The organism is Vibrio cortegadensis (genome assembly GCF_024347395.1).
Lineage (GTDB): Bacteria > Pseudomonadota > Gammaproteobacteria > Enterobacterales > Vibrionaceae > Vibrio > Vibrio cortegadensis.
Genome location: NZ_AP025472.1, coordinates 2,531,315 through 2,557,636 on the forward strand (window position 1 = coordinate 2,531,315; position 26,322 = coordinate 2,557,636).

Annotated in this window: 22 protein-coding genes; 4 read left to right on the forward strand and 18 right to left on the reverse strand. The window is 42.8% G+C overall.

The genetic code is table 11. The annotated features are described in order from the left end of the window. Positions 1-67: 67 nt before the first annotated feature. From ileS to murJ, 3 genes are all read right to left on the reverse strand, one after another. Complete coding sequence (gene ileS / locus OCV39_RS11900; protein ID WP_171756185.1) at positions 68-2,926, reverse strand: isoleucine--tRNA ligase; 2,859 nt, start codon at positions 2,924-2,926, stop codon at positions 68-70. Positions 2,927-2,990: 64 nt separating this feature from the next. Next, complete coding sequence (ribF, locus tag OCV39_RS11905; protein ID WP_261888522.1) at positions 2,991-3,938, reverse strand: bifunctional riboflavin kinase/FAD synthetase; 948 nt, start codon at positions 3,936-3,938, stop codon at positions 2,991-2,993. A gap of 106 nt (positions 3,939-4,044) precedes the next feature. Next, a complete protein-coding gene (gene murJ, locus OCV39_RS11910; RefSeq protein ID WP_113799360.1) occupies positions 4,045-5,607 on the reverse strand; it encodes a murein biosynthesis integral membrane protein MurJ in 1,563 nt (520 codons plus the stop codon). Positions 5,608-5,869: 262 nt separating this feature from the next. On the opposite strand from murJ, the gene rpsT reads away from it, so the two are divergent. Continuing rightward, a complete protein-coding gene (gene rpsT / locus OCV39_RS11915; protein ID WP_017053673.1) occupies positions 5,870-6,130 on the forward strand; it encodes a 30S ribosomal protein S20 in 261 nt (86 codons plus the stop codon). Positions 6,131-6,314: 184 nt separating this feature from the next. Here the strand turns inward: rpsT and OCV39_RS11920 are convergent, their stop codons facing one another. Together OCV39_RS11920 and nhaR are read right to left on the reverse strand one after the other, a co-directional pair. Further along, on the reverse strand, positions 6,315-6,611 hold the full coding sequence (locus OCV39_RS11920; protein WP_017053674.1) for an ArsR/SmtB family transcription factor: 297 nt from the start codon (positions 6,609-6,611) through the stop codon (positions 6,315-6,317). Positions 6,612-6,701: 90 nt separating this feature from the next. Then, positions 6,702-7,592 (reverse strand): transcriptional activator NhaR, encoded by an 891-nt coding sequence (gene nhaR, locus OCV39_RS11925; protein ID WP_113799362.1) that lies wholly within the window; start codon positions 7,590-7,592, stop codon positions 6,702-6,704. Between the two features lie 396 nt (positions 7,593-7,988). Here nhaR and OCV39_RS11930 point away from each other — a divergent pair, with 396 nt between their 5' ends. Next, positions 7,989-9,137, forward strand: coding sequence for a Na/Pi symporter (locus tag OCV39_RS11930; protein WP_216599552.1), 1,149 nt, complete (start codon positions 7,989-7,991; stop codon positions 9,135-9,137). Between the two features lie 138 nt (positions 9,138-9,275). Here OCV39_RS11930 and OCV39_RS11935 read toward each other — a convergent pair whose 3' ends face one another. The 5 genes from OCV39_RS11935 to rppH are packed head-to-tail and all read right to left on the reverse strand — an operon-like array spanning position 9,276 to position 14,545. Further along, positions 9,276-10,127 (reverse strand): thymidylate synthase, encoded by an 852-nt coding sequence (locus tag OCV39_RS11935; RefSeq protein ID WP_017053677.1) that lies wholly within the window; start codon positions 10,125-10,127, stop codon positions 9,276-9,278. Positions 10,128-10,147: 20 nt separating this feature from the next. Beyond that, positions 10,148-10,951 (reverse strand): prolipoprotein diacylglyceryl transferase, encoded by an 804-nt coding sequence (lgt, locus tag OCV39_RS11940; protein ID WP_017053678.1) that lies wholly within the window; start codon positions 10,949-10,951, stop codon positions 10,148-10,150. A gap of 26 nt (positions 10,952-10,977) precedes the next feature. After that, positions 10,978-11,769, reverse strand: a complete 792-nt coding sequence (locus OCV39_RS11945) for a sulfite exporter TauE/SafE family protein (RefSeq protein WP_017053679.1) — start codon at positions 11,767-11,769, stop codon at positions 10,978-10,980. A gap of 8 nt (positions 11,770-11,777) precedes the next feature. Further along, positions 11,778-14,024 carry a phosphoenolpyruvate--protein phosphotransferase gene (gene ptsP / locus OCV39_RS11950; RefSeq protein ID WP_261888523.1) on the reverse strand — a complete coding sequence of 749 codons (2,247 nt, stop codon included), beginning with the start codon at positions 14,022-14,024 and terminating at the stop codon, positions 11,778-11,780. 2 nt (positions 14,025-14,026) lie between these two features. Further along, positions 14,027-14,545 carry an RNA pyrophosphohydrolase gene (gene rppH, locus OCV39_RS11955; protein WP_017053681.1) on the reverse strand — a complete coding sequence of 173 codons (519 nt, stop codon included), beginning with the start codon at positions 14,543-14,545 and terminating at the stop codon, positions 14,027-14,029. 624 nt (positions 14,546-15,169) lie between these two features. Here rppH and mutH point away from each other — a divergent pair. Next, positions 15,170-15,838, forward strand: coding sequence for a DNA mismatch repair endonuclease MutH (gene mutH, locus OCV39_RS11960; protein ID WP_029203483.1), 669 nt, complete (start codon positions 15,170-15,172; stop codon positions 15,836-15,838). 5 nt (positions 15,839-15,843) lie between these two features. Here the strand turns inward: mutH and OCV39_RS11965 are convergent, their stop codons facing one another. Further along, positions 15,844-16,155 carry a DUF6482 family protein gene (locus OCV39_RS11965; RefSeq protein WP_017053683.1) on the reverse strand — a complete coding sequence of 104 codons (312 nt, stop codon included), beginning with the start codon at positions 16,153-16,155 and terminating at the stop codon, positions 15,844-15,846. Positions 16,156-16,349: 194 nt separating this feature from the next. Here OCV39_RS11965 and OCV39_RS11970 point away from each other — a divergent pair, with 194 nt between their 5' ends. Further along, positions 16,350-17,384, forward strand: a complete 1,035-nt coding sequence (locus tag OCV39_RS11970) for an NADP(H)-dependent aldo-keto reductase (protein WP_136994137.1) — start codon at positions 16,350-16,352, stop codon at positions 17,382-17,384. Positions 17,385-17,429: 45 nt separating this feature from the next. On the opposite strand, the gene OCV39_RS11975 is transcribed toward OCV39_RS11970, so the two are convergent. The 7 genes from OCV39_RS11975 to xerD all read right to left on the reverse strand — a co-directional run bounded on the left by OCV39_RS11975 (position 17,430) and on the right by xerD (position 26,256). After that, on the reverse strand, positions 17,430-17,681 hold the full coding sequence (locus tag OCV39_RS11975; protein WP_017053685.1) for a hypothetical protein: 252 nt from the start codon (positions 17,679-17,681) through the stop codon (positions 17,430-17,432). A gap of 524 nt (positions 17,682-18,205) precedes the next feature. Further along, the gene (vpsR, locus tag OCV39_RS11980) at positions 18,206-19,546 is read right to left on the reverse strand and encodes a cyclic-di-GMP-binding transcriptional regulator VpsR (RefSeq protein ID WP_113799372.1); all 1,341 of its coding nucleotides are present in this window, start codon (positions 19,544-19,546) and stop codon (positions 18,206-18,208) included. A 336-nt stretch (positions 19,547-19,882) separates the two neighbouring features. Next, positions 19,883-21,385 (reverse strand): lysine--tRNA ligase, encoded by a 1,503-nt coding sequence (gene lysS / locus OCV39_RS11985; protein WP_017051027.1) that lies wholly within the window; start codon positions 21,383-21,385, stop codon positions 19,883-19,885. A 30-nt stretch (positions 21,386-21,415) separates the two neighbouring features. Continuing rightward, positions 21,416-22,514, reverse strand: a protein-coding gene (gene prfB / locus OCV39_RS11990) for a peptide chain release factor 2 (RefSeq protein WP_113799374.1) whose coding sequence is annotated in 2 segments (ribosomal slippage) — positions 21,416-22,438 and positions 22,440-22,514 — 1,098 coding nt in all. Because the reading frame shifts where the segments join, the coding sequence is not laid out codon by codon here. A gap of 137 nt (positions 22,515-22,651) precedes the next feature. Beyond that, entirely contained in the window at positions 22,652-24,391 is a 1,740-nt protein-coding gene (gene recJ, locus OCV39_RS11995; RefSeq protein WP_261888524.1) for a single-stranded-DNA-specific exonuclease RecJ, read from the reverse strand. Between the two features lie 108 nt (positions 24,392-24,499). Continuing rightward, entirely contained in the window at positions 24,500-25,294 is a 795-nt protein-coding gene (locus OCV39_RS12000) for a thioredoxin fold domain-containing protein (protein WP_261888525.1), read from the reverse strand. Between the two features lie 26 nt (positions 25,295-25,320). Continuing rightward, on the reverse strand, positions 25,321-26,256 hold the full coding sequence (xerD, locus tag OCV39_RS12005; RefSeq protein ID WP_113799380.1) for a site-specific tyrosine recombinase XerD: 936 nt from the start codon (positions 26,254-26,256) through the stop codon (positions 25,321-25,323). Positions 26,257-26,322: the final 66 nt, after the last annotated feature.

A 26,322-nucleotide genomic window follows, 5' to 3' on the forward strand; every position in this document is an offset into this window, starting at 1 on the left:
ACCCCAGTAAATACTGGGGCTGCTAAATAGATTAAAAGTTCAATGCAATCGTAAATAATTGAATTGGTTAAGCGTATTTACGCTCTTCACCTTCACCAGATACGTTTGTTGCACAGCGACCACATACTTTCTCGTGACCTTCGATTGTGCCGACATCTGATGTATGGTGCCAACAACGATCACACTTCTCAGCTTCTGTTGCCGCGACTTCTACGAATAGACCTTCAACATCAGTAGCGTGTGCACTGTCTGTTTTTTCGCTTAGCGCTTTCACTTGTGCTTTAGACGTTAGCAATACAAAACGCAGTTCATCTTCTAGCTTGTTAATGGTTGCCGCTAGAGCATCATCAGCGTAAAGCGTCACTTCAGCTTGAAGTGAACCACCAATGGTTTTCTCTTTACGAGCATCTTCTAGAAGTTTGTTTACTGCGCCACGAACGCCTTGGATTTCAGTCCAAAATTCGTTGTTCAGCGCTTCTTCTTCAGATAGAGCAACTAAACCGTCAAACCATTCGCCAGTGAATACAAACTTATCACGTGTGCCTGGCATTTCGTTCCAGATTTCATCAGCAGTGAATGACATGATTGGAGCCATCCAACGAACCAATGCTTCTACGATGTAGTAAAGCGCTGATTGGCAGCTGCGTTGAGCGTGTCCGCCCAATTTCGCAGTGTACTGACGGTCTTTGATTACGTCTAAGTAGAAAGAACCCATTTCGATAGAGCAGAACTGCATAAGACGTTGTGTTACGCCGTGTGTGTTGTACTCACCGTATGCTGCAACAATCTCTTCTTGTGCTGCGAATGCACGACCCACAGCCCAACGATCCAGAGCAACCATCTCTTCAACTGGCACTAAATCAGTTTCAGGGTTGAAGCCGTTTAGGTTTGCTAGGAAGAAACGTGCTGTGTTACGAATACGACGGTAAGCATCCGCTGAACGCTTAAGGATTTCATCAGAAACCGCAACTTCGCCAGTGTAGTCTGTTGAAGCAACCCACAGACGCAGAATATCCGCACCTAGTTTGTTGGTTACATCTTTAGGCGCGACAACATTACCGATAGATTTAGACATCTTACGGCCGTTACCATCTACCACGAAACCATGCGTAAGCACTTGCTTGTAAGGCGCTACGTCTTTCATCGCGATAGATGAAATCAGTGAAGACTGGAACCAGCCACGGTGTTGATCTGAACCTTCAAGGTAAAGATCAGCGCTGTGAGTTCTCTCTTCATTAGGGAAGTTGTACTCTTCACGAGAATCCACAACAGAGAAGTGCGTCACACCAGAGTCGAACCATACGTCTAGCGTATCCATGACTTTTTCGTACTTATCAGCGTCTTCTGCGCCCATAAGTTCAGCTGTGTCAACATCCCACCAAGCTTGAATGCCTTTCTCTTCAACAAGCTTCGCTACTTTTTCAATAAGCGCTGGGCTATCTGGGTGAAGTTCTGACGTCTCTTTGTGAACGAACAGAGCAATTGGTACACCCCAAGTACGTTGACGAGAGATACACCACTCAGGGCGACCTTCAACCATACCTTCGATGCGGCTTTGACCCCATTCAGGCAACCACTCAACACTCTTAATTGACTCTAGTGCTTTTGCACGTAGGCCAGCTTGATCCATTGAGATGAACCATTGTGGTGTTGCACGGAAAATGATTGGCGTTTTGTGTCTCCAGCAATGTGGGTAGCTGTGCTCATAAGCGTGGTGGTGCAGTAATGCGCCTTTCTCTTTCAATACTTCTAGTACTGAATCGTTCGCTTTAAACACGTGCTGACCAGCAAATAGCTCTGTATCTGGTAGATAAACACCATTTGAGCCAACTGGGTTTGCGATTTCTAGGTCGTATTTTTTACCAACCACGAAATCTTCTTGACCATGGCCAGGAGCGGTATGAACCACACCAGTACCAGAATCAGTTGTTACGTGATCACCCAGAACAGCAGGAACCGTGAAATCGTAGAATGGGTGGTTGAATTGAGTAAGCTCAAGATCCGCACCGCTTGCAAAACCAAGGTTATGGAAGTGTGCAATACCAGCACGATCCATCACATCTTTTGCTAATTCAGAAGCCACAATAATACGTTGAGCCGCTTGCTCTTCCGTTGCTTCGACTTGAACCATTACGTATTCAAGATCTTCACGCAGACAAACTGCACGGTTAGCCGGTAGCGTCCAAGGCGTTGTTGTCCAGATAACAATAGAAAGCTCACCTTCACCAGCGTGATCGCCAGCCAGAGAGAATTTACCTACTGTTGCAGCTTCGTCTGCCGCAAGGAATTTAACGTCAATTGATGGCGATACTTTATCTTTATATTCAACTTCAGCTTCGGCTAACGCACTGCCACAATCTGTACACCAGTGAACAGGTTTGAAACCTTTCAGTAAGTGACCTTGATCAGCGATTTTACCAAGAGAACGGATGATGTTCGCTTCAGTACCAAAGTCCATAGTGCGGTATGGCTTATCCCACTCGCCCATGATACCTAAACGTTTAAAGCTCTCTTTCTGACCTTCAACTTGAACAGCAGCGTACTTACGGCACTCTTCACGGAATTCAGAGGCTGTGATCTTCTGACCAGGCTTGCCTTTCTTCTTCTCTACCATCAATTCGATTGGTAGACCGTGACAGTCCCAACCAGGGATGTACGGTGCATCAAAACCAGAAAGCGTTTTCGATTTAATAATAATGTCTTTAAGAATCTTGTTCAGCGCGTGACCAATATGAATATCACCGTTAGCGTATGGAGGGCCATCGTGTAATACGAAAGATTTTTTACCTTTCTTTGCTTTACGGATTTCACCGTAAAGATCTTCTTTATACCAACGCTTAAGCATTTCTGGTTCGCGATTGGCTAAGTTGCCACGCATTGGGAACCCTGTTTCAGGTAGGTTCAGGGTATCTTTATAATCACTCATCGATTCTTAATTCCGTTATATTGGGCGAAGTTTAGACATTATGCTAATCGGTGGAATTGTCCGATTAACGTTTAGGCTGAAGCAACCACACCCTTGCGGCTTCAGCATCCAATTCTATTTGTTGCTTAAGAGCATCAAATGATTCAAATTTCTTTTCGTCGCGTAATTTATGCAAAAGCGTTACTTCTAACTGCTTACCGTATAAATCCGCGCTAAAATTAAATAAATGTACTTCTAGTTGCTGACGAACGCCATCAACTGTTGGCCTTTGACCTATATTTGCTACCCCACCGACAGGCTGTTCTCCAAGACCTAATGCTTGAACAACATACACCCCTGACACTGGAGATACACAGCGTTTTAATGGGATATTCGCGGTTGGAAAGCCAATGGTTCGGCCTAATTTTCGACCATGAGAAACACGGCCATTAATACTGTATTCTCGGCCAAGCATCTTAGCCGATGCTTTCATGTCATCTGCGGCTAATGCTTCTCGAATGGCGGTGCTACTGACTCTTTTCTGTAAGCCATTATTTTTAAAACAATAACTTTGAGTACTCACGACCTGAAAACCAAACTCCTCTCCTGCTTTTTTGAGCATAGAAAAGTTGCCTTCTCGGCCTTTACCAAAACAAAAATCATCACCAACGACTAGAAATCTAACACCCAAACGAGTGACCAACAAGTCACGAATAAAGGCTTCTGCCGATAAATTAGCAAAGTACGCATTAAAATTCACACAAAGTAAACGATCTATATCCAGCTTGCTGAGCTGTACATATTTATCACGCAATCGAGTTAGTCTCGCCGGAGCTTTGTCTTTAGCAAACAATTCCATTGGCTGAGGTTCAAACGTCATGACTACCGAAGGTAAACCTAAAACATCTGCTTGTTCAGACACTTGGCTTAAAACTTCTTGATGTCCTAAATGAACACCATCAAAGTTACCGATAGTGAGTACACAGCCATGATGCTGCGACTTTATATTATGAATGCCTCGGATCAATTCCATTTGAATTAACTAAAAACCTATATTTATCATTAAACACTGTATGAAACCGACGGATTATATACTAATTGTTACGTTTCCACTATTGCTCAGTCAGCATCCAAAACGCTTAATCAGTTCCCACTTTTAAGTCTTTCAAGCGCAAACCAAGAAGTAACACGGTTAATAGATAAGAACCCGCTCCCGCTGCGATCAAATAAACAAGGGTGAGCACTCTCTGGCTAAAGTTCCACGTCAACCAAAGGGACATATCATCAAGCAACCAAATCACCGTAGCGACCATAACACCACCAGCAACCATTAACCGCGCGACAAACAGTAATGTTCTCTTTGTGAGGCGATACACGCCCTGAATATGCAGACCTCGATACAAGAGCGCCATATTGACAAAAGCAGAGAGGGCCGTCGCCATGGCAAGTCCAACATATCCATAGAGTGATGCAAATATGGCGTTAAATACCATATTGGTCACCATCGCAATAATGCCATATTTAACGGGTGTTTTCGTATCCTGACGTGAGTAATAACCGGGAGCAAGCACCTTAATCAGCATGAAATTAAGTAGGCCGGATGCGTAAGCAAGGAGAGAAAGAGAAGCTTGTTGGACATCATGAGGAGAAAACTCTCCACGCATAAACAGAACCATCAACATGGGTTTTGCCAATACCATCAGCCCTAGCATTGCTGGTACCCCAAGAAGAGTCACCATTCGAACCCCCCAATCCATCGTGTGGGAGAAGCCTTCACTTTGAGCATCAACATGTTTACGCGATAACGCAGGCAGTATGACGGTCGCAATCGCGATACCGAATAGCCCTAAAGGAAATTCGAGTAAACGGTCTGAGTAATAAAGCCAACTGATTGATCCCGTTGCGAGAAAACTGGCAATGAAAGTATCAAACAACAAATTGATCTGACTTACCGACACACCAAATAGCGCTGGGATCATTAATGTGCGAATTTTTACCACACCCGGATCATGCCAACCCCATTGAGGTTTAACCAGCATGCCCGCCTTGATAAGAAATGGCAGTTGAAAAAGAAACTGTACTAACCCACCTAAAAAAACTCCAATCGCTAATCCAATTTCTGGCTGTTCTAAGTTAGGCGCAAGAAAAAGCGCGCAGCCAATGATCATCACATTCAGAAAAACAGGCGTAAATGATGAGACGGCAAACTTACCAAGTGTATTTAAGATCGCTCCAGATAACGCGACAAAAGTAATAAACCATAAATAGGGGAAAGTTATCTTCAACATGAAGCTTGCTAACTCAAACTTACCGGCATCCGGTCCATCGTTTAGCCAGTCAATAAACCAACCAGCTCCAAACATAGCCGTTACGACCCCAGAGCCTAAAACGCCGATTAACGTTACGATAGTGACAATGACACCTAATGTACCCGACGCCCTCGCGATAAGTTCTCTAGTCTTATCTTTATCTCCAGAGGCGTGATATTCCGTTAGAACAGGAACAAAAGCTTGAGAAAACGCACCTTCCGCGAATAAGCGACGTAAAAAGTTAGGAATTTTATTAGCAAAGAAAAACACATCGGCACTTGCCCCTGCTCCCATTAAATTGGCTACTACCACGTCGCGAACTAAGCCTAGAACACGAGAAATAAAAGTCATCGCACTTACAATCAAGCCTGACTTTAATAGTCGTTTACTCACAAAAACCTCGGAATGCTATCAATGCTATGTCATTGAGTTTGCGTCATGTTGATGACTATCGTCGTTCAACTATCATATTTATTAGCATTGGTATAAAAATGCTGTTAGAATCCCCGCCATCTTAACCGCGATAACCTTTCCATACCAAAGTTTGTTTGGTTCAGGTGGGTTTTTGCACAAATCATTTGACATTTAAGCGCCTATGAGGGATAGTCCTCGCCCTTAAATTGTCACCGAACTAAAGTTTTTGGGAGTTAGACCCTTGGCAAACTGTAAATCTGCTAAGAAGCGCGCTATCCAAGCTGAGAAACGTCGCCAGCACAATGCTAGCCGTCGTTCTATGATGCGCACTTACATGAAAAAAACAATCGCAGCTATTGAAGCTGGCGATAAAGAAGCTGCAACTGCTGCACTAGTAGAAGTTACACCGCTTCTAGACCGTATGGCGACTAAAGGCCTTATTCATAAGAATAAAGCTGCACGTCATAAGTCTCGTTTCACTGCTGCAATCAAAGCTCTTTAATAGAAATTTGATTCTAGTGAACGAAAAAAACCGGCTTTTGCCGGTTTTTTTATATCTAAATTTTATAGCCGTAAACAAAACCTCACCTTCAGACTGCATCATTAAATATTTAAACGATAAAAAAGGCTGATATTTTCATACCAACCTTCTCTCATTGATCACGCTCTATGGCGACTATCTAAAATTAGTCCTGACAGTAAAGTCCATGAAGCAATTCAATCATCGCCTTCACTTCTTTACTACTTAAACTATAGTAAACCGTCTGCGCTTCTTTACGAGTATCAACCAAGCCATCTCTACGCAACCACGCTAGGTGTTGTGATAATGCAGATTGACTCAATTCTAAATTACAGCACAACTCACCGACAGAGAGTTCTTGATTGTGCAATAAACATAAGATTTGCAAGCGTCTTTCATTCGCCATGGCCTTCAGCAAAACAACCGCGTTCGCAGAGTTTTTTTCCATCTCTTCAAGGTTCATGTACTACCCCTGTAAAATAAAATAAGTGTAACTTTATATGTTTTTATAATAATTCGATGATAATCCATTTACTGGCGATAATAAAAGCGATCATTTAAACAATTGACTAAAATCGGCGTCACATACATTTTTTACGGCTGGATGTTGGATCATCCTTTCAGCAAAAATGACATAATATTCTTCTTTTAGCTCATCCATATGCCCTAATAACTGCAATGTACGCTCATCTTCTATCTCGTTCATATACAAGCTTGGGGCTAAGAAAATCACATCTTGGTGGTAGCGTGAGAAAGCTTTCATTAAAGCAACATCATCAAATTCACCTAAAATATTAGGCTGAAGCCCTTGGCGATCAAACCACTGTAGAACTTTCCGCCCCATTGATGTTCGGCTCCCAGGGATGAGCAATTTTCGTTCTTCCAAAACAGCTGGAAAACTCACATTTTCCACATTACCCGTACAGAAGAAGCTCATATTAGTTTCACCAAGCTTCTTACTAAATAAACCCGGGATCTTGCCTGAATCCACCGGACAGTCAGATAAAATCATATCCAGTTTATGCTGAGATAAACGTTCTAGTAACATTTCATGAGTCGACTCAAAGCAACGTAGGTGAATGCTGTCATCATCGGGAACCGTGGTCATTAAGATTTTACTTACCACTCGCTTGGAGAGCGCATCCGCCACCCCTACCTCAAATAATATGTTGGAGTGCTGACTGTAGTTAACAATATCAAGCATTTCATAGCTCAAGCCGAACATACGATCAGCGTATTTAAAAACCAGTTGCCCAAGCTCTGTCGGTTCGATACTACGACCATTACGCTTAGTCAGTTTCCCATCCATACGCTCTTCGAGAGCTTTAATTTGACCGGTCACTGTTTGTGGCGTCAAAAACAGCGCATCCGCCGCTTTCGTTACTGAGCCTTGTTTACACACCATCCAGAAATAATATAGGTGGTTATAGTTTAAATGAGACATTGTTAGCCATCGTGCTAGTCATTTGAGTATGCCTTTATAGCAAATGTTACATCACACAACAAACTATCGGAAATTACGACCAGTTCAAACTAATTCCATACTTTTCCCGAACAATGATGTTCATATTTAAAATAAAAAAGTAATAGGAATGCCATTTAATTGAAATTAATTACTCGATAGACATCTAGACACCTTAAACAATTTACGCCTTAAAAACCTTTAATATCAGCAACTTAAATCCAAAAATTACAAGAAAAATGAATATTTCCTGAGAATTCATACAAAAAACTTTCTTCGCCACATAAGTGTCATATTACTGAAATATTTAACCTCTAACATCGCGGACAGATTCAACAATCGACCAAACCTACTTTAAATGGTCAAACGGAGATAACTATGATTAACCAAGCAACTGCTGCTGCAGCGCCGATTTCAAGCACGACTCGTTGGCTACGCTGGGCTAACTTGGCGTTCATGCTATACCTACTTTTACTTGCTGTTTCTATGGTTGGAAGCGGCTTCAAATTAGCAACAGGTGAACAGGCAAAAGTTCTATTTGAATTTGCTTCACACCCTGTAGCCGGTTTAATGATTGGCTTAGTTGCGACAGCTTTAATTCAATCTTCAAGTACCGTCACATCGATTATTGTTGGCCTTGTGGCTGGTGGCTTGCCTGTTGAAACCGCCATTCCTATGATCATGGGTGCAAACATTGGTACAACAGTCACCAATACATTAGTGAGCCTAGGCCACGTTCGATGTAATCAAGAGTTCAAACGAGCTTTTGCTAGTGCCACTATCCATGACTTCTTTAATTTACTCGCAGTCGCTATTTTCTTACCGTTAGAGATGGCGTTTGGCATTCTAGAAAAGATTTCACACTGGTTAGTTTCACCAATGCTAGCAACCGGTGATATGAGCATTAAAGGCTTAAACTTTATAAAGCCAATCACTAAACCTGTTGTCAGCGCGCTTAAAGAGCCTCTATCAACCTTTGGGGATGTCGCTGGTGGTATTGCGCTTATTGTTCTCGGTATTGCGACCATCTTCGTTGCTATCACCGTCATGGGTAAGTTGATGAAGAGCCTAATGGTTGGTCGTGCTCGTGAGATTCTAAAGAACGCGATTGGTCGTGGACCGATTCACGGAATAGTATCAGGATCTATCGTTACGGTACTCGTACAATCGTCTTCAACAACGACAAGCTTGATGGTGCCACTGGTTGGTACTGGCGTGCTTAAAGTTCGCGATGTGTACCCATTTACCCTTGGAGCAAACATTGGTACGTGTATTACAGCCCTATTAGCTGCAACGGCTGTATCTGGTGAGTTTGCCGTGTTCGCACTACAGATTGCTTTGGTTCACTTAGCCTTTAACATTCTGGCGACGGTATTTATCTTCGGTATTCCGTTCCTTCGTGAGCTGCCTGTTAAGTGTGCTGACTTTATTTCAGACATGGCGGTTAAGAATAGAGGCATTGTGGCCGCTTACTTAGTCAGCGTGTTTATCATCATGCCAGGTACAATCCTCGCATTAACGGTTTAATTTCTCAGCTTAATTAACGATGAGCTTCGTTAACTATGAGCTTAATTCTCTATGAATAGTAAAAAAGCCCCAACACCGAAAGGTATTGGGGCTTTTTAGTATTAGATTCGTTTACGGCAATATGAGTTTACAGTGACATCACACCGAGAATGGGTATTTGATACCTTCATGAGACTCATAACCTTCAACCTCAAAGTCATCTAAAGTCACCCATGTTTCTAGATCTTCTAACGATTGGATCTTCGGGTTAATTTTAAATCGAGGAACCGATAAAGGTTCACGCTTCAGCTGAATATCACGCATTGGTGCAAGTTGGTCTTCATAAATATGTGCATTTACAATCTTATGATATGCCACACCCGCTTTCTTACCGGTTATCTGCGCCATGATGGCAAGAAATGCATAAACTTGAACCATATTAAAATTAAGCCCTAGTGGGACATCACACGAGCGTTGAGTACTATTTAAGTACAGAGTATCACCCAGTAGTGAAAAGTGATGACTGTACATACACGGACGCAAGCAACCCATATGAAATTCACCAGGGTTGTAGAAGTTCAAGATCTCACCGCGATCATCCACCCCTTTGGTTAGGTCATCAACAATCTTACGTAGCTGATCAACCGTGCCACCATCAGGTTTCGCCCAAGCACGACCTTGAACGCCATACACGCGCCCCATGTCATCTTCCCCTTTACGGAAAGGACTCTTGAGCCATACTTCATTTAAGTTCGAGTTTGCATCCCACGTTTTCGTGCCCAGCTTACGAAAATCTTCAGCGTTATCGTAACCTCGAATGTAACCAAGTAACTCAGCGACTGCGGCTTTCCAGAAGCTCTTACGCGTGGTAACAAGTGGGAATTGATTCTGTCCAACATCATAGGTCAAATCAGCATTAATCACGGTTAAACAGCGTTTACCCGTTCGCTCATTTTCAATCCAAGTACCTTGGTCAACAATGCGCTGACATAAATCTAAATACTGTTTCACTATCTATCCTTTGCTAACTGTTAGCGTGTTACTTTGTTATTCATTTTATAGGCCCAAGCAATAAGCAGAGCCCCTAGCAATACCATTGGAAGAGAAAGAATCTGTCCCATTGAGATAAAGCCACCAAACAATCCTAAATGAGCATCAGGTTGGCGAACGTATTCTACAAGGAAACGGAAGGTGCCGTAACCCATCAAGAATAAACCAGCCACCGATCCAGCAGGACGCGGTTTACGAATAAACCAATTAAGAATAAAGAAGAGAACAACCCCTTCTAGCGCAAACTCATACAGTTGAGAAGGATGACGAGGCAAAGGGCCGCCATTTGGGAAAATAATCGCCCATGGCACATCAGTCACACGTCCCCATAATTCACTGTTCATGAAATTACCCAAACGGCCCATCCCTAAACCAAACGGAACTAATGGAGCGACAAAATCTGCAACCGCAAAGAAGGTACGCTGGTTTCTACGCGCATACCAAAACATCGCGGTAATGACACCAAGCAGGCCGCCATGGAATGACATCCCCCCCGTCCACACCTTAAATAGGTAGAGAGGGTCTTGCAAAAACAGATCAAAGTTATAGAACAGTACATAGCCTACTCGGCCGCCAATCACGACACCAAGAAAGCCAGCAAAAAGTAGGTCAGAGACTTCTTCGCGCGTCCAACCACTTCCCTGTTTATCCGCTCGGCGGTTAGCAAGCCACATCGCGAACATAAAGCCGACCAAATACATGAGTCCATACCAGCGTATAGAGATTGGTCCTAATTCAAGTAAAACAGGATCAATATTGGGGAATTCGATAAATCCCTGAGACATAAGAAAGTTCTCTTTTTAAAGTGAGTCTACAGCAGCATTGTGCCAGCGATAAAAATTAAAAATACAGCAAAAATCTTTTTCAACACAGGAGTTGGCAGTCGAGTGGCTAAATTTGCACCGACTCTAGTGGTTAACATAGAGGTAGAAGTGATCGCGATTAATGCGGGAAGATACACATAACCCACGCTATACGCGGGTAAACTTTCAACTGCTGAACCATGCAAGATAAAACCAAGCATGCCAGAAATGGCAATCACACAACCACACACAGATGAGGAGCCTACCGCTTTACGCATCTCAACGCCATGACGATTTAAAAACGGAACAGACAGCGAGCCACCACCAATTCCCGCCAACGATGACACGACACCAATTCCTGCTCCACAGCACATAGTGATGATTGAACTCGGCATGGCTCGTTGAATCGTCGTTTTAATCGACAATAACATTTGGATTGATAACAGAAGCACAATCACCCCAAAGACTTTTGGCAAATATTGGGCGGGGATCAATTCGGCAATATTCGAACCGACAAACCCACCAACAATCACGCCAGGCATCAACCATTTAACAACAAACATATCGACATTGCCGAGCCTAAGGTGGTTTAACGCTGAGGATCCAGATGTAACAATGATACTGGCCAACGACGTTGCTAATGCAATTTGCATAATGATATCAGGCTGAATATTCGCCATAGGTAAGAGAAAGAGCAGCGCGGGAACGACGATTAGGCCTCCCCCAATACCAAGCAAGCCAGCCATCACACCTACCACTGCACCTAGCGCAAGCAGCAAGCTTAATAATTCGTAATTCAAAGTGGTTCCTATTTTTTACCCGCTCGGATGAAGCCAGCAAAACCTTTACGTTCAAAATATTCCAGCATCATAGTATAAATCGATTCACCATACGGCTGCATCAAGGCTGTGTCAGCAAGTACCTTAAGTTCTTGAGCATCAGAATGACGCAACAAATATTTAATTCGAGCTACATTAGAGGTATTCATACTCAAGGTTCGATAACCGAGCCCAAGCAGTAGCAATGAGCCCATAGGATCACCCGCTAACTCACCACAAATACATACAGGCAACGAATGACGCTCACATGTATCATAAATATGCTTAAGTGCCATGATGACAGCAGGATGCATGGATTCATAGACATCAGAAACCCGTGAATTGTTTCGATCAACCGCCAATAAATATTGTGTTAAGTCATTGGTACCCACCGACACAAAATCCACTTTATCAGCAATCAAAGGCAACAAATAAAGCATTGAAGGGACTTCAATCATGATCCCAATCAGGGGTTTTCGGATAGAAGCATCTTGCAGGTTGACCTCATTAAATGCTTGTTCAATCAACTGTAATGCATCATCCAGCTCTTGAGTACTCGAAATCATCGGCAATAAAATGCTCAGGTTATGATGCTGAGTGCTCGCGCGTAACATCGCTCGCAGTTGAATAACAAAAATATCAGGATGATCTAAGGTAAAACGAATTCCACGCCAGCCTAAGAATGGGTTGTCCTCTTCGATCGGTAAATAGGGAAGGGCTTTATCACCGCCAACATCCAGTGTACGCATCACAACTCGCTTATCAGGGTAGGCATTTAAAACCGAGCGATACTGCTGAATTTGTTCTTCTTCTGAGGGGAATCGGTGCTGAAGTAAAAATGAAATTTCCGTTCGATAAAGCCCAACACCATCGACCCCTCTATTGATCGCGATGTTACTATCAGCACTTAAACCCGCATTGAGAAGTATCTCTACCGATTCACCATCTGAGGTGTGAGCATCGTGGAAAAGCTCCGCCTCAACCATGGTTGAAAGCTCACTCTCTTCGTGAACTAACTCTTGGTATTCTGCTAATAGCTGCCTATTCGGCTCAATGAAAATCTCGCCACTATAGCCATCAACAATCCCCTGCTTATGATTAATCGCTTTAGGATTAAGATTAACCCCCATAACGGCAGGGATCCCAAGCGCTCTAGATAATATGGCCGCATGAGAATTCGCCGCCCCTTCAATAGAAACAACCGCGAGTAATTTATCTTTGGGGATGGACGCTAAAATGGATGCCGTTAACTCTCGGACAACCAATATGACTGGCTCATCAAGCTTCTGCTGTTCTTGCTCTCGACTGTGGAGGAAATAGAGTAGTCGCTGTCCTAGTTCGCGAACATCTTGTGCACGCTCCCGAAGATAGACATCAGACATACGAGCAAAGCGGTTAGAATAAGTCTCCACAACCTGCCTCAATGCCCAATCAGCCCTGTCACCTTTCTGGATTTGAGCTTTAAGATCCGTCCGCAGCATAGGATCGTTCAGTAAGTGAGTGAAAAGATCAAAAATGGCTAGCGCATCTTTGTTTATTTCACTGTCTAACTTTTTACGCAGGCGACGAAAATCCGTTAATGCACTCTCAATCGCGAGTAGCAACCACTCTTGTTCGCGTGCAATATCCAGTGTCGAGGCAGGGTAAACGTCGGCCAGCTCAGGCTGAGTGTTATCCCACCAAAAACGGCCAATCGCGACACCTGATGACGCGCCAATACCTTGGGTCGCTTGCTGTTTATGACTCAGTAACCAGTGACCTTGAGTTTGAGCATGTGCAATGATCACCGCAACTTGAGCAGAAAGAGTGACTAAAAAAGACTCTTCCATCTCACTAAAAAGACGCGGCTGTTTTTGTTGTACAACCAAAACCCCAAGTACTTGCTTACGGTATATGATGGGTGTACCAAGAAAGGAGTGATAAATATCTTCCCCAAGTTCCGGGAAAAATTTGAAATTAGGATGGGAAGCCACGTCGGTAAGGTTAAGCGGCTCTGCACATCGTTTAACTAATCCAACAAGCCCTTCATCGTAACCGATATGAATTTTATTGCCTTTAAAAGTCAGCCCTTGAGTTGCCATCAACTCAAGACGCTGCATTTCATCATTTGCAAGATAAACGGTACAACACTCAGACTGCATAGCACTGCATGTCTCCTTTACCAAAAGCTCCAATGCCACATAGACATCTTCGACTCTCGATACGTGTTCAACTATGTCCCTTAGCTGAGTGAGCATGTTTATCCTCTACGCTGTTTTCGCTTTGCCTTAATCTTTCGCTCTTTAAAAGGCATAGCTAAAGACGCAAACTCTTTCATCGCACGACGGTAAACATCACGCTTAAAAGAGACAACTTGCCTAACTGGGTACCAATAACTGACCCAGCGCCAACCATCAAATTCAGGGGTGCTTCCACGATTCATATCAATATGTGATTCATCACAATCTAATCGTAGAAGAAACCATTTCTGTTTTTGTCCAATACAGACAGGTTTAGAATCCCAGCGGACAAGACGTTTTGGTAGTTTATAACGTAACCAATGACGGCTTGTTGCTACAATTTTTACATCCTTTTGAGTAAGACCAACCTCTTCGTATAACTCACGGTACATTGCTTGTTCCGGAGTTTCTCCATCGTCAATTCCACCTTGAGGGAATTGCCACGAGTGTTGTCCGTATCGTTTAGCCCAGAAGACCTGACCATGGTTGTTACATATTACAATCCCGACATTTAAGCGGTAACCATCGCCATCTATCACTGGCCAACCTCTAGTTAAATTTCTAATTACTCTGATTTTTCCACATATCCCCAATAGGAGCAAACTTACTGATGTGATTAAACCGATATTTATTGCTATCCATTAAAAATTGGATAACTTTTAAACAAATTTAAGTTATCAACACAGGAGTGAGACATAGCCCACATTTATTCACCTTTTCTGTGAATAAGTATGTGCAGAATTAGATTCAAACTGAAAAACACGTTTACTGTTTGAGCATTGTAAAATAATAGGTTTTAAGTAAATTTAAATTTAGTCATTAATTAACAATAACTTGAAACCAACCAAGCAAGGTGACATTCAAAAAATAATGCATTGATCTTTTCATTTTTAAAATTGATTAAAGATCAACCAAGTTGAACTTTATCCACACAGTTAAAGCGACAAACCAGTTACGGTGTTTTTTATCAAGTAAAATTATGCCTTACAACCCCTGTTTATTGATCCAGAAAAAAGCCCAAAATAACTTTTTAATATCGTCCTGTGGATAACCTATGAATTGATCGTATTTTACCCAGCATGATCATTTATACCGCGCTCAAGATTGCTTCTCTCTCAGGTATTGAATTTGATATAATTATTTTTTTACTTGATACCGATAATATGAAACCTGAACCACAATCTGAATCTGAGCTTCTTCAACGAGCGCAAGCCATTGCTGGGATTAGCTTTCAAGAACTTGCTGATGAAGCAGAGATGACCGTTCCACCCGATCTGAAGCGTGACAAAGGTTGGGTTGGGCAGTTGCTAGAGTGGCATTTAGGAGCGTTAGCGGGCAGTAAACCCCAGCAAGATTTCGTTGATCTTGGAATTGAACTAAAAAGCATCCCAATAAGCTACTCCGGAAAACCTTTAGAAACGACCTTTGTTTGCGTCGCGCCCCTTATTGGTGTTCATGGGCTTCGTTGGGAAAACAGTCATGTTCGAAATAAGCTTTCTCGCGTGCTTTGGATCCCGGTGGAAGGTGAACGAGAAATCCCACTAAACCAAAGGCATGTCGGCTCACCTTTGATCTGGTCACCTTCTCAAGAAGAAGAGCGCCAACTAAAAACAGACTGGGAAGAGTTAATGGAGCTGATTGTATTAGGAAATGTAGAGCAAATCACCGCTAGGCATGGCGAAGTATTGCAACTGAGGCCCAAAGCTGCAAACAGCAAAGCGCTCACCGAAGCTTATGGAGCCAGTGGTAAATTGATAAAGACATTACCGAGAGGATTTTATCTTCGTAAAGAGTTTACTTCCCAAATACTGGAACAATACTTTATTAATTAGATCCATTAGTGCGTATTTAAAGACAGTTCTATATCGCAGTAGAGTGCGCCATCATCGCAGCCACATTCATCATAAGCATTATGTAAGCGTAAGTAGGCTTTTTCTACCCCCAAACGAGTCAACTCCTCTTTTACTAATTCAAGAGATTTAAAGTGCATTAGCTCATTATCTTTCTTGATTGGCTCAAGTTTGTGTTTGTACTCAACTGCCAATAAGTACTGTGAAATGTCCGCACAACCAATGACATAAACCTTTGGTGGCTTATATGTATCTTTATGACGCCCATGTATCCATAAATCCAATTGATGTTCCTGCATAACTCACCTCCACTTAGATATTAAAGTCTAGTTGAAGCTCACAAGAATGCTAAAGTTCTCAATTCAATCACCAATATTCAATTCCAATGCAGTATATTGAGATTTCATCATTCTCATTAAAACGAATATTTTAGTGTCTGCACTCGCTCCATTTCAGCACCAATGTTCGACAAACCAACTGGCAAGGACGTCATATGCAATATACTCAACTGCCCCACTCTAGTTTAGAAATTAGTAAAATTTGCTTGGGCACAATGACATTTGGTGAGCAAAATTCTCAACAGCAAGCATTCGACCAAATTGATTATGCATTAGAGCGTGGTGTTAATTTTATTGATACTGCGGAAATGTACCCTGTTCCTCCAAAGAAAGAGACTCAAGGCTTAACTGAAACTTACATTGGCAATTGGTTGAAAAACAGTGGTAAACGAGAAAAAATCGTATTAGCAACGAAAGTGGCAGGACCGCGTAATGTGCCCTACATTCGCGACAATATGAGCTTAAACCGTCGTCATATTCACACGGCGATTGATGACAGTTTGAAACGACTTCAAACAGATTATGTTGACCTTTACCAATTACATTGGCCTCAAAGAGAAACCAACTGCTTCGGTCAGCTAAATTACCAATATTCTGACCAGCAAGAAGAAGTCACGCTGATCGAAACACTCGAAGCACTCAACGACCTTGTGCAAGCTGGCAAGGTTCGGTACATCGGCGTTTCCAATGAAACACCATGGGGTGTCATGTCTTTACTTAAATTGGCAGAAAAGCATAATCTACCAAGAATTGTCTCAATCCAGAATCCGTACAATCTTTTAAATCGAAGCTTTGAAGTTGGCCTTTCTGAAATCAGTCATCACGAAGAGGTCAAGCTACTTGCCTACTCTCCACTGGCATTCGGCTGTTTAAGTGGAAAATATCTGAACGGCGCTCGTCCAGTTGATGCTCGTTGTAGCCTATTTGAACGCTTTGTTCGCTACTTTACCCCACAGGGAATAAAGGCGACTCAAGCCTATGTTGATATCGCCAATAAGCATGGATTAGATCCGGCGAAAATGGCATTGGCCTTTGTCAATCAACGCCCTTTTGTCGCTTCGAATATCATTGGTGCGACGAATTTAGAGCAGCTAAAAAGTAATATAGACAGTTTAGATGTAACGTTAAGTACGGAGTTGCTTCAAGAGCTACAAGAGGTTGGAACCACTTACTCCAACCCTTGTCCGTAGGAAGGTTTCGGGGCTAAACGAAACTCATTGCTTAGCCCCTATCGATTACGTTGTAATTCTAGAACTTAAGACTCGTCGTAGGTGACGAACTCGACGCTCAGCAGTCACGGCTTCAGGTTCAGATAACCCCAGTGGACGACCATCAATATCCAAACCAACATCACGCAATAAAAACGCATTGTCCCAAGGAATAGCGTGAACGGAACGACGAACTTTCGCTCTCCAAACTCTCTCTTCACGACGAAGATCAGCACGAACAAGTACAGTTGCAAGTTGTAGATATAGTGAATGACGCATAATAATTCTCCAGTAGATTGAATACACTGGGAAAAATGGCGTAAAAATTGGCTGTATAGGAAGGGTAGATAAGTTTGTATCCTATTTAAGCTGCCATTTTTCCGCAGCCTTTAAGGATACGGATTAATTAGTTATCAATGATTATGGTTTGATCGTCACACTTACCTGAAGTGCTGGCGTGAGCCATATTCAAAGTAGTGGGGTTATGATCAAAAGACGCACAGAATAACTGAACAAAATCGAAATATTTCATGATGCGCCTCCAAGTAACTAATTAATCCAAAAGTGTGCGTGACTATTCAAGTCACGGTTAAATTGTAAGCAATCTTGAGTATTCTTCAACCCTATTGCGATTAAATAATATAAAACAATTCAATCAACTAGATAATCATCAAGCTAAGCATTTGGAATAACATATTCACCTAAAGAATAATAAAATCACACTAAAAATGACCAGATATAAAAAAGCCACCTCTTTATAGGTGGCTTTATAAATTTCAATTTAGGCTAAAATATTCAGTTATTTAGACGATGCCTTCACTTTCTGTGATTAAATTATGCTTGTTCAATAAACGATACATCGTCGCTCGTGACACCCCTAGCTCTTTGGCTGCATGGGAAACATGCCCAGAATGAGACTCTAAAACAAGACGCAGCGCATCGCGTTCTGAACGCTCACGAATACTTTTCAAACTCCGCTTACTATCATTTCGCTTTGAGAGTTCAAGTTGAGTTTCATCAAGCATAACGGTATCCGACATTAGCACCACACGCTTGATCTGGTTCATTAACTCACGAACATTTCCCGACCAATGGTATCGAGTCAGCTCTTTAAGCGCTTCTTCAGAAAAACTTCTAACTTGAGCATTAAACTCTTTCGAGTACTCCTGTAAAAAATGTTTAGCCAAAATAGTAATATCACCGGTTCGTTCTTTAAGGCTTGGGACATTAATCCTCAACACATTAATGTAATGATACAGCTCTTCACTAAAATCCCCTTCCATCAGTGCTTTTTCTACATCTGAAGAGTTGGCCGATAAAATTCGCACATCGACTTCTTTTAAGCCATCTTTCGTCTCAATCGTTCCCTCTTTAAGAAAATGCAGCAAATTTAGCTGTTGGCATTTTGGCATATGAAGAATGTCATTCAAAAGAACGGTGCCGCCATCCGCTTGCTCTAATAAAGAGAGCTTATCACTATCGTTTTGATCAATACCAAACAGTTCACTCTCCATTCGCCCTTCAGAAAGTGCTCGGCAGTTAATGGTAAGAAATGGTTTCTTTGCTCGGGATGAGGTGTTGTGAATCGCTCTCGCTACCGTCTCTTTTCCTGTGCCGTTTTCGCCATAGATCAAAATACTGACGTCGGTCGGGCCGATACGCTTCACTTGATCGCGTAGGCGCTTCATTGGGATCGATTCTCCTATCAGTCCCATGTCATTTTTTGAGCCATAGTTTGGCCACACTTTTTTCTCTAACTTTAACATTCCCAACTGGTGACCAATGGTATTCAGCAATTGAGCATCAGGAATTGGGGCCGTAAAAAAGTCGATACAAAAGTTAACGATAAACTGGCAAATAGTATCTGAGCTAAGTTGTGACTCTCGGATAAATGCAATCCATCGAACCTGTTTATGAGTGCTAACTAAATTAGCCATCCCATTTAAACTAAATTCATCGTGACTAAGATCGACAATGCCAATACATGGGCCAGTCTCACTAAACAAAGCATCTGCTTTACGTAAATCTGCGCACTGAGTGCAACGCCAACCAACCTGTTCTAATACGGTTAACCAAGGTTCGTATGTCCCACCGACTACGACGAGAGAACCAGGGACAGAATCCATTCGGAATTGAGTTCCCATTAGTTTCTTCCTTATTATTTATAATATTATTTATAATAAATATGCCATCTATATGATGTATATATATTGAGACTATCTTCTTAGATTTGACGTCTCAATACTAAGACTAGTTTGGAAATAGTGGATTCTCTACCTAATCATTAGGCTGGATTCACAGAAGAATGCATAACAGAATGTACTCACCTGCATGTTTACAGCCAAGTTCACATAATGTGTGAGTTATTGCTGTAAATTTGAGCGGTTGAAATGTACTAAACATTTGTAAATAGGTATAAAAAAACCACCCGAAGGTGGCTTTTTTTAATTAGATGGGCTGTCACAGCCCATAAGCGAGTATTACGCTTGTGGACGCATTGCCGGGAATAAAATCACGTCACGGATTGTGTGCGTGTTTGTAAATAGCATTGCCAGGCGGTCGATACCGATACCTTGACCAGCAGTTGGCGGTAGACCGTGCTCTAGTGCAGTAATGTAGTCTGCATCGTAGTACATCGCTTCGTCATCACCTGCATCTTTAGCGTTAACTTGCGCTTTAAAACGCTCGTCTTGGTCTTGTGCATCGTTAAGCTCAGAGAAACCATTCGCAACTTCACGGCCACCGATGAAAAATTCAAAGCGGTCTGTGAAGAATGGGTTGCTGTCGCTACGACGAGCCAATGGAGAAATATCCGCTGGGTAGCCAGTGATGAACGTTGGTTGAATTAGCTGAGGCTCAGCCGTTTCACCAAAGATCTCTTCAAGAAGCTGGCCACATGTCCAGAATTTCTCAACGTACAGACCCACTTCTTCTGCAATTTTAACCATCAATTCTCTGTTCTGAAGATCATCTTCAGTCAGAGCTTGAATGTTTGCATTTTCAGGGGTGTAGTGTTTGATTGCATCGAACATACTCATGCGAGCGTAAGTGCCACCGAACTCAACCGTTTCGTCGCCGTAAGGCATAGAAGTCGAACCAAGAACGTCCATCGCTGCTGTGCTTAGCATCTCTTCCGTTAGATCCATTAGATCTTTGTAGTCAGAGTACGCTTGGTAGAATTCCATCATTGTGAATTCTGGGTTGTGACGTGGAGAAAGACCTTCGTTACGGAAGTTACGGTTGATCTCGAATACACGGTCAAAACCACCAACCACTAGACGCTTAAGGTAAAGCTCAGGTGCAACACGTAGGTACATGTCGATGTCTAGTGCGTTGTGATGAGTGATGAATGGACGTGCAGTTGCACCGCCTGGGATCACGTGCATCATTGGCGTTTCAACTTCTAGGTAGCCTTTTGAGCTCATGAAGTTACGAATTGAAGACACAAGCTTAGAACGCACGATGAATGTGTTACGAGAATCTTCGTTCACAATTAGATCAACGTAACGCTGACGGTAACGCATCTCTTGGTCAGTAAGACCGTGGAACTTCTCTGGCAGAGGACGAAGTGCTTTCGTTAGCAATTCAAACTCTTCCATGTTCACGTAAAGATCGCCTTTACCTGATTTGTGAAGTGCACCTTTAACACCGATGATGTCACCGATATCAAGGCCTTGGTACTTCTCTTTCAGTACTTTTTGAACATCTTTTGCTGCGTATGCTTGGATACGGCCAGATGTTTCTTGAATCGCTAGGAATGGACCACGCTTAGCCATTACACGACCAGCAATTGCCACAATGTGGTTCAGCTCTTCTAGCTCTTCTTTTGTCTTTTCACCGAATTCAGCTTGAAGATCACCTGCAAGGTTCTCGCGGCGGAAATCATTTGGGTGGCCATTCGCTTTACAGTTTTGGCGGATATGATCCAGTTTGCCACGGCGCTCTGCAATCAATTTGTTTTCGTCTTGTAGTTGCTCAGTCATTGCTTAACCTTTTGCTTTCAGTCGGTTCGCTTACAGGCCTGATTTCAGGCTGGCTTCGATAAATTTGTCTAAATCTCCGTCGAGAACCGCTTGAGTATTGCGGTTTTCTACGCCGGTACGTAAATCTTTAATGCGTGAATCGTCGAGTACATAAGAACGAATTTGGCTGCCCCAACCAATGTCAGATTTTGCATCTTCGTTGGCTTGTTTTTCCGCATTCTGTTTTTGTAGCTCGTATTCAAATAGTTTTGCACGAAGCTGTTTCATTGCTTGATCTTTGTTCTTATGCTGAGAACGATCGTTTTGGCACTGAACAACCAGGTTAGTCGGAAGGTGGGTAATACGTACCGCAGATTCCGTCGTATTGACGTGCTGACCACCAGCGCCTGACGCACGATATACATCGATACGTAAGTCAGATGGGTTAATATCAATAGCGATGTTGTCATCAATCTCAGGATAGATAAATGCAGATGCAAATGAAGTATGGCGACGGCCACTTGAATCAAATGGTGACTTACGAACCAAACGGTGTACACCCGTTTCAGTGCGTAACCAACCGTAAGCGTACTCACCAGAGATACGTACTGTTGCACCTTTTAGCCCTGCGACTTCACCGTCAGAGACTTCGATCACTTCAACTTTGAACCCTTTAGACTCTGCCCAACGCAAATACATGCGCAGCAATATTGAAGTCCAATCTTGCGCTTCTGTACCACCAGAGCCAGATTGTAAGTCGATATAGCAATCAGAAGCGTCATGATCTCCAGAAAACATACGGCGAAATTCGAGTTTTTCCAGTTTCGCTTCTAGTTCAGCAAGCTCTGGCTCAATTTCATCAAACGTTTCTTGATCTTCTTCTTCAACAGCAAGTTCAAGTAGACCTTCAACGTCTTCAACGCCTAAATCTAATTGATCGATAGTTTCAACAACCGCTTCAAGTGCTGCACGTTCTTTACCTAACGCTTGTGCGCGCTCAGGTTCGTTCCATACATCCGGTTGTTCTAGCTCTGCATTTACCTCTTCTAGACGCTCTTTTCTAGCGTCATAGTCAAAGGTACCCCCTCAGGATATTTGTGCGTTCAGACACATCCTGTAGACGGTTTTTAATTGGATTGATTTCAAACATGTTTTCTCATCATTTATGAGTAGAAATTAACCGAGGAATTCTACTCAAAAATGTGACGAAGATACAGAATTTTTTGTGCTAAAGGGCTTGAAATAAAAAGTGAAAAATTATGCATAAATCCACTTTTTACTCTATTCCTATTTCGCTTCGAGGTGATCCACTAACAATTGAAGAGATTGATTACCGCGGAACTCGTTAATATCAAGTTTATATGCAAGTCGAATCGTTTTTGCGGATGCATCAGGCCAACGGCGTAAATCGACATTAAAAGCGATACCGTCAATCATGACGTTAGTTGGCAGCCCTTTGTATAACGGCTCTAGCATCAATTTCAAATGCTTTTCCCCCACCAGCTTTTGGTGCAACACTTTAAACTCACCATCAAAAATGGGATCCGGGAACGCTTGCCCCCAAGGGCCGCCAGAACGAATGGTTTGAGCGGTATGCATGGAAAACTCTTCTGGCTTTAATTCTCCATCGGATAAGATCACCCCTTTTAAGGTCGACTCACCTAACTCTTGACGAACTGAGTCATCAAACAGTTGGCTAAATCGCTCAAAATCTTTTTCCATAATGGTTAAGCCAGCCGCCATCGCATGACCACCAAATTTTAAAATCAAGCCGGGATTTTGCGTATCGATTCGATCAAGAGCATCGCGCATATGAAGACCTTGAATCGAACGGCATGAACCTTTAATCATCCCTTCTCCGCCGTCAGCAAAAGCGATAACAGGACGATGAAATTTGTCTTTCACTCGTGACGCTAAAATACCGATAACGCCTTGATGCCAATCACGTTGAAATAGAGCAAGACCATAAGGTAGTTCAACCCCTTCACCAAACTGAAGTCGCTCACAAAAAGCCATTGCTTCTTGCTTCATGCCCTCTTCGATCTCTTTGCGCGTCTGGTTAAGACCATCTAACTCACTGGCCATTCGACGAGCGGCATGGATGTTATTACTCATTAAGAGCTCAACCCCAAAAGACATGTCATCTAATCGGCCTGCGGCGTTAATTCTAGGCCCTAATGCGAAGCCGAAATCAGAGGCAACTAATCTTTTTGCGTCACGCTTAGCGATTTCAATTAATGCTTGAATACCAGGGCGAGCTTTACCTGCACGAATGCGTTGCAAGCCTTGATGAACTAAAATTCGATTATTCTCATCCAATGGAACCACATCGGCGACAGTCCCTAGCGCCACCAAGTCAATCAACTCCATTAGTTTTGGTTCTGGCATGCCTTGCTGTATAAACCAACCTAGTTTTCGCATGTGGACACACAGAGCCATCATCAAATAAAACGCGACACCTACCCCTGCAAGTGCTTTTGATGGAAACTCACAGCTCTCAAGATTTGGGTTCACCATTGCATCAACCGCAGGTAGTTCATGTCCAGGTAAATGGTGATCCGTGACCAGAACCGTTAACCCCTGCTCTTTGGCATAACGCACCCCGTCAATTGAAGAGACACCGTTATCTACCGTCATGATCATTTGCGCACCAAGCTCAATGGCTTGATCGACCACTTCAGGACTTAATCCATAACCATCTTCAAAACGGTTTGGAACCAAATAGTCAACGTTATTACTGCCTAACATTCTTAAAGCGAGAACAGACAGAGCAGAACTGGTTGCCCCATCGGCATCAAAATCACCCACAATAATAATGCGTTTTTGAGTGCTAATGGCCTCAAACAAAAGCTCAACTGCTTTATTAATGCCACCTAACTTCTGAAAAGAGTGAAGTCCTTTTGCCGCCGTTTGAAGCTGATCTAAATGAGTAATGCCACGGTTGATGTAAATTCGCTTCAACAGATCCGGCATAGATCCGGGAAGCAAAGTGACATCAGCATCTGGACGACGTTGGATTTCAATCATGAATGTGGTTCTCTCTCGACGAGTAAATCTAAAATAAGAAATTTGCCTTTAAGACAATCGAGGCCTGGTATTCACCAAGCCTCATTATGAAAGCGTTTAAAGCCGGTGTTATTTAATCTGTTCTAAGCGTTGTAATAATTTTGCAGGAGGAAGGTAGCCGCCAACCAATTCGCCATTTGGCAAGAAAATAGCGGGAGTACCACTGATACCCAACTCACGACCTAAATTGTAGTGCGCTGAAATCGTCTGTTGGCATTGAGCTAAATCATTCACGCCCGCGCCAAACTTACGGTTTACTTTTGCATCGTGCATCGCAGATTGTGGATCCGCAGCACACCAAACGCCCGCCATTTGCGTCGCTACTTGACCTGTTGGGCCTTGACGAGGGTACGCCATGTAGCGCACCGTAATGCCTAGCTTATTATAGCCGTCCATTTGACTGTGTAATTTCACACAGTACCCACAAGTAATATCGGTAAAGACCGTTACTACATATTTTTCATTTTTAGATTTGTATTCAATTGAACTGTCTTTAAAGGACGCAATTTTTTCAGCATTGAGTGGAGCTTGTCGCTCAGCAACCACATCCACATAGTTACCCTCTTCATCCAGTGAGTATAGAGTACCCGCTAAAAAATGGTCTCCATTTGGAGAAGCAAAGATAACACCACCGCTCGTTTGAACTTCCACTAAACCATTAATATCCGCAGGTGCAACATTCAAAACCTGAACACCTATTTTAGAAAATCTCGCGGTCAGTTCGGCTTTATCAAACGCTGTCATTGTCACTTGTTGAGAATCAACTTTCGCCGTCGAAGCTTCAGCAGTTGTGCCATCTGCACCGTTACAAGCTGCAACAAAAAATGGCAGTGTTAAAAGAGTTAGTCGGCGTAATACGCTCATGAAAATCACCTTAAAAAATAGTCGAGTTAAGCCCTTGGATGGTGCTCGTGATGAATCTGTTTTAGTCTTTCTGTCGCGACATGAGTATAAATTTGCGTGGTCGATAAGTCACTATGTCCTAGTAACATCTGAACCACTCTTAGATCTGCACCATAGTTTAGTAAATGTGTGGCGAATGCATGGCGCAATACGTGAGGAGATAACAACTCAGTATCAATTTCAGCAATCAGTGCATAATGCTTTATTCGATGCCAAAATGTTTGTCGCGTCATTTGCCTTGCTCGTCGGCTAGGGAAAACCACGTCTGACGTTTTTTCTCCTAATAGCAATGGACGCCCCTGCTCGATGAAGGTTTCAATCCAATCAACGGCATTTTCACCCATAGGAACCAAACGTTCTTTGCCCCCTTTACCTATCACTCTTACTACGCCTTGGCGCAAACTGATGTTTTCCATAGTCAGGCTAACAAGTTCAGTCACACGTAAACCTGTCGCGTACAAGAGTTCGAGCATCGCTTTGTCTCGAAGTTCAATCGGATCGTTAGGATCGGGCGCATTCAGCAAATCATCAACTTGCTCTTCGCTTAAATCTTTCGGTAAACGCTGAGGCAATTTAGGGCTAACAAGCAGTGCACTTGGATCATCCGCTCGATGCTTTTCTCTATGTAAGTACTGAAAAAGACGCCGAATCGCCGACTGCATTCGAGCTCGTGATGTCTGTTTGTAATCTTGATCAACCAACCAAGCTTGATACTCTTGTAAACCCGATAGACTGATGAAACCTAAACGATAGTTGTGCTCACTCATCCACTTAATTAACTTCGATAAATCGGTGCGATATGAAGAAAGGGTGTTTTCAGATAAACCTCGCTCCATCCACATGGTATCTAAGAACTGTTCAACTATCCCTAAATCACCACTCTGATTTTGCAGCTTATCTTCATTGTTATTATTCGAAGTCATCTAGATTTTTTACTACCGTAAATCCTTTGTCATTATCGCCTCAGATTAAGGCAGAGCTTCGGTAAT

Coding starts and splice junctions, on each gene's coding strand:
- lgt (WP_017053678.1), bottom strand. CDS start 10,951: ATGTCTCAGGGATTTATCGAATTCCCCAATATTGATCCTGTTTTACTT.
- OCV39_RS11975 (WP_017053685.1), bottom strand. CDS start 17,681: ATGCGTCATTCACTATATCTACAACTTGCAACTGTACTTGTTCGTGCT.
- nhaR (WP_113799362.1), bottom strand. CDS start 7,592: ATGTCTCATTTAAACTATAACCACCTATATTATTTCTGGATGGTGTGT.
- xerD (WP_113799380.1), bottom strand. CDS start 26,256: ATGACTTCGAATAATAACAATGAAGATAAGCTGCAAAATCAGAGTGGT.
- OCV39_RS11920 (WP_017053674.1), bottom strand. CDS start 6,611: ATGAACCTTGAAGAGATGGAAAAAAACTCTGCGAACGCGGTTGTTTTG.
- ptsP (WP_261888523.1), bottom strand. CDS start 14,024: ATGCTCACTCAGCTAAGGGACATAGTTGAACACGTATCGAGAGTCGAA.
- vpsR (WP_113799372.1), bottom strand. CDS start 19,546: ATGGGAACTCAATTCCGAATGGATTCTGTCCCTGGTTCTCTCGTCGTA.
- lysS (WP_017051027.1), bottom strand. CDS start 21,385: ATGACTGAGCAACTACAAGACGAAAACAAATTGATTGCAGAGCGCCGT.
- OCV39_RS12000 (WP_261888525.1), bottom strand. CDS start 25,294: ATGAGCGTATTACGCCGACTAACTCTTTTAACACTGCCATTTTTTGTT.
- OCV39_RS11970 (WP_136994137.1), top strand. CDS start 16,350: ATGCAATATACTCAACTGCCCCACTCTAGTTTAGAAATTAGTAAAATT.
- OCV39_RS11930 (WP_216599552.1), top strand. CDS start 7,989: ATGATTAACCAAGCAACTGCTGCTGCAGCGCCGATTTCAAGCACGACT.
- OCV39_RS11965 (WP_017053683.1), bottom strand. CDS start 16,155: ATGCAGGAACATCAATTGGATTTATGGATACATGGGCGTCATAAAGAT.
- ileS (WP_171756185.1), bottom strand. CDS start 2,926: ATGAGTGATTATAAAGATACCCTGAACCTACCTGAAACAGGGTTCCCA.
- ribF (WP_261888522.1), bottom strand. CDS start 3,938: ATGGAATTGATCCGAGGCATTCATAATATAAAGTCGCAGCATCATGGC.
- mutH (WP_029203483.1), top strand. CDS start 15,170: ATGAAACCTGAACCACAATCTGAATCTGAGCTTCTTCAACGAGCGCAA.
- recJ (WP_261888524.1), bottom strand. CDS start 24,391: ATGATTGAAATCCAACGTCGTCCAGATGCTGATGTCACTTTGCTTCCC.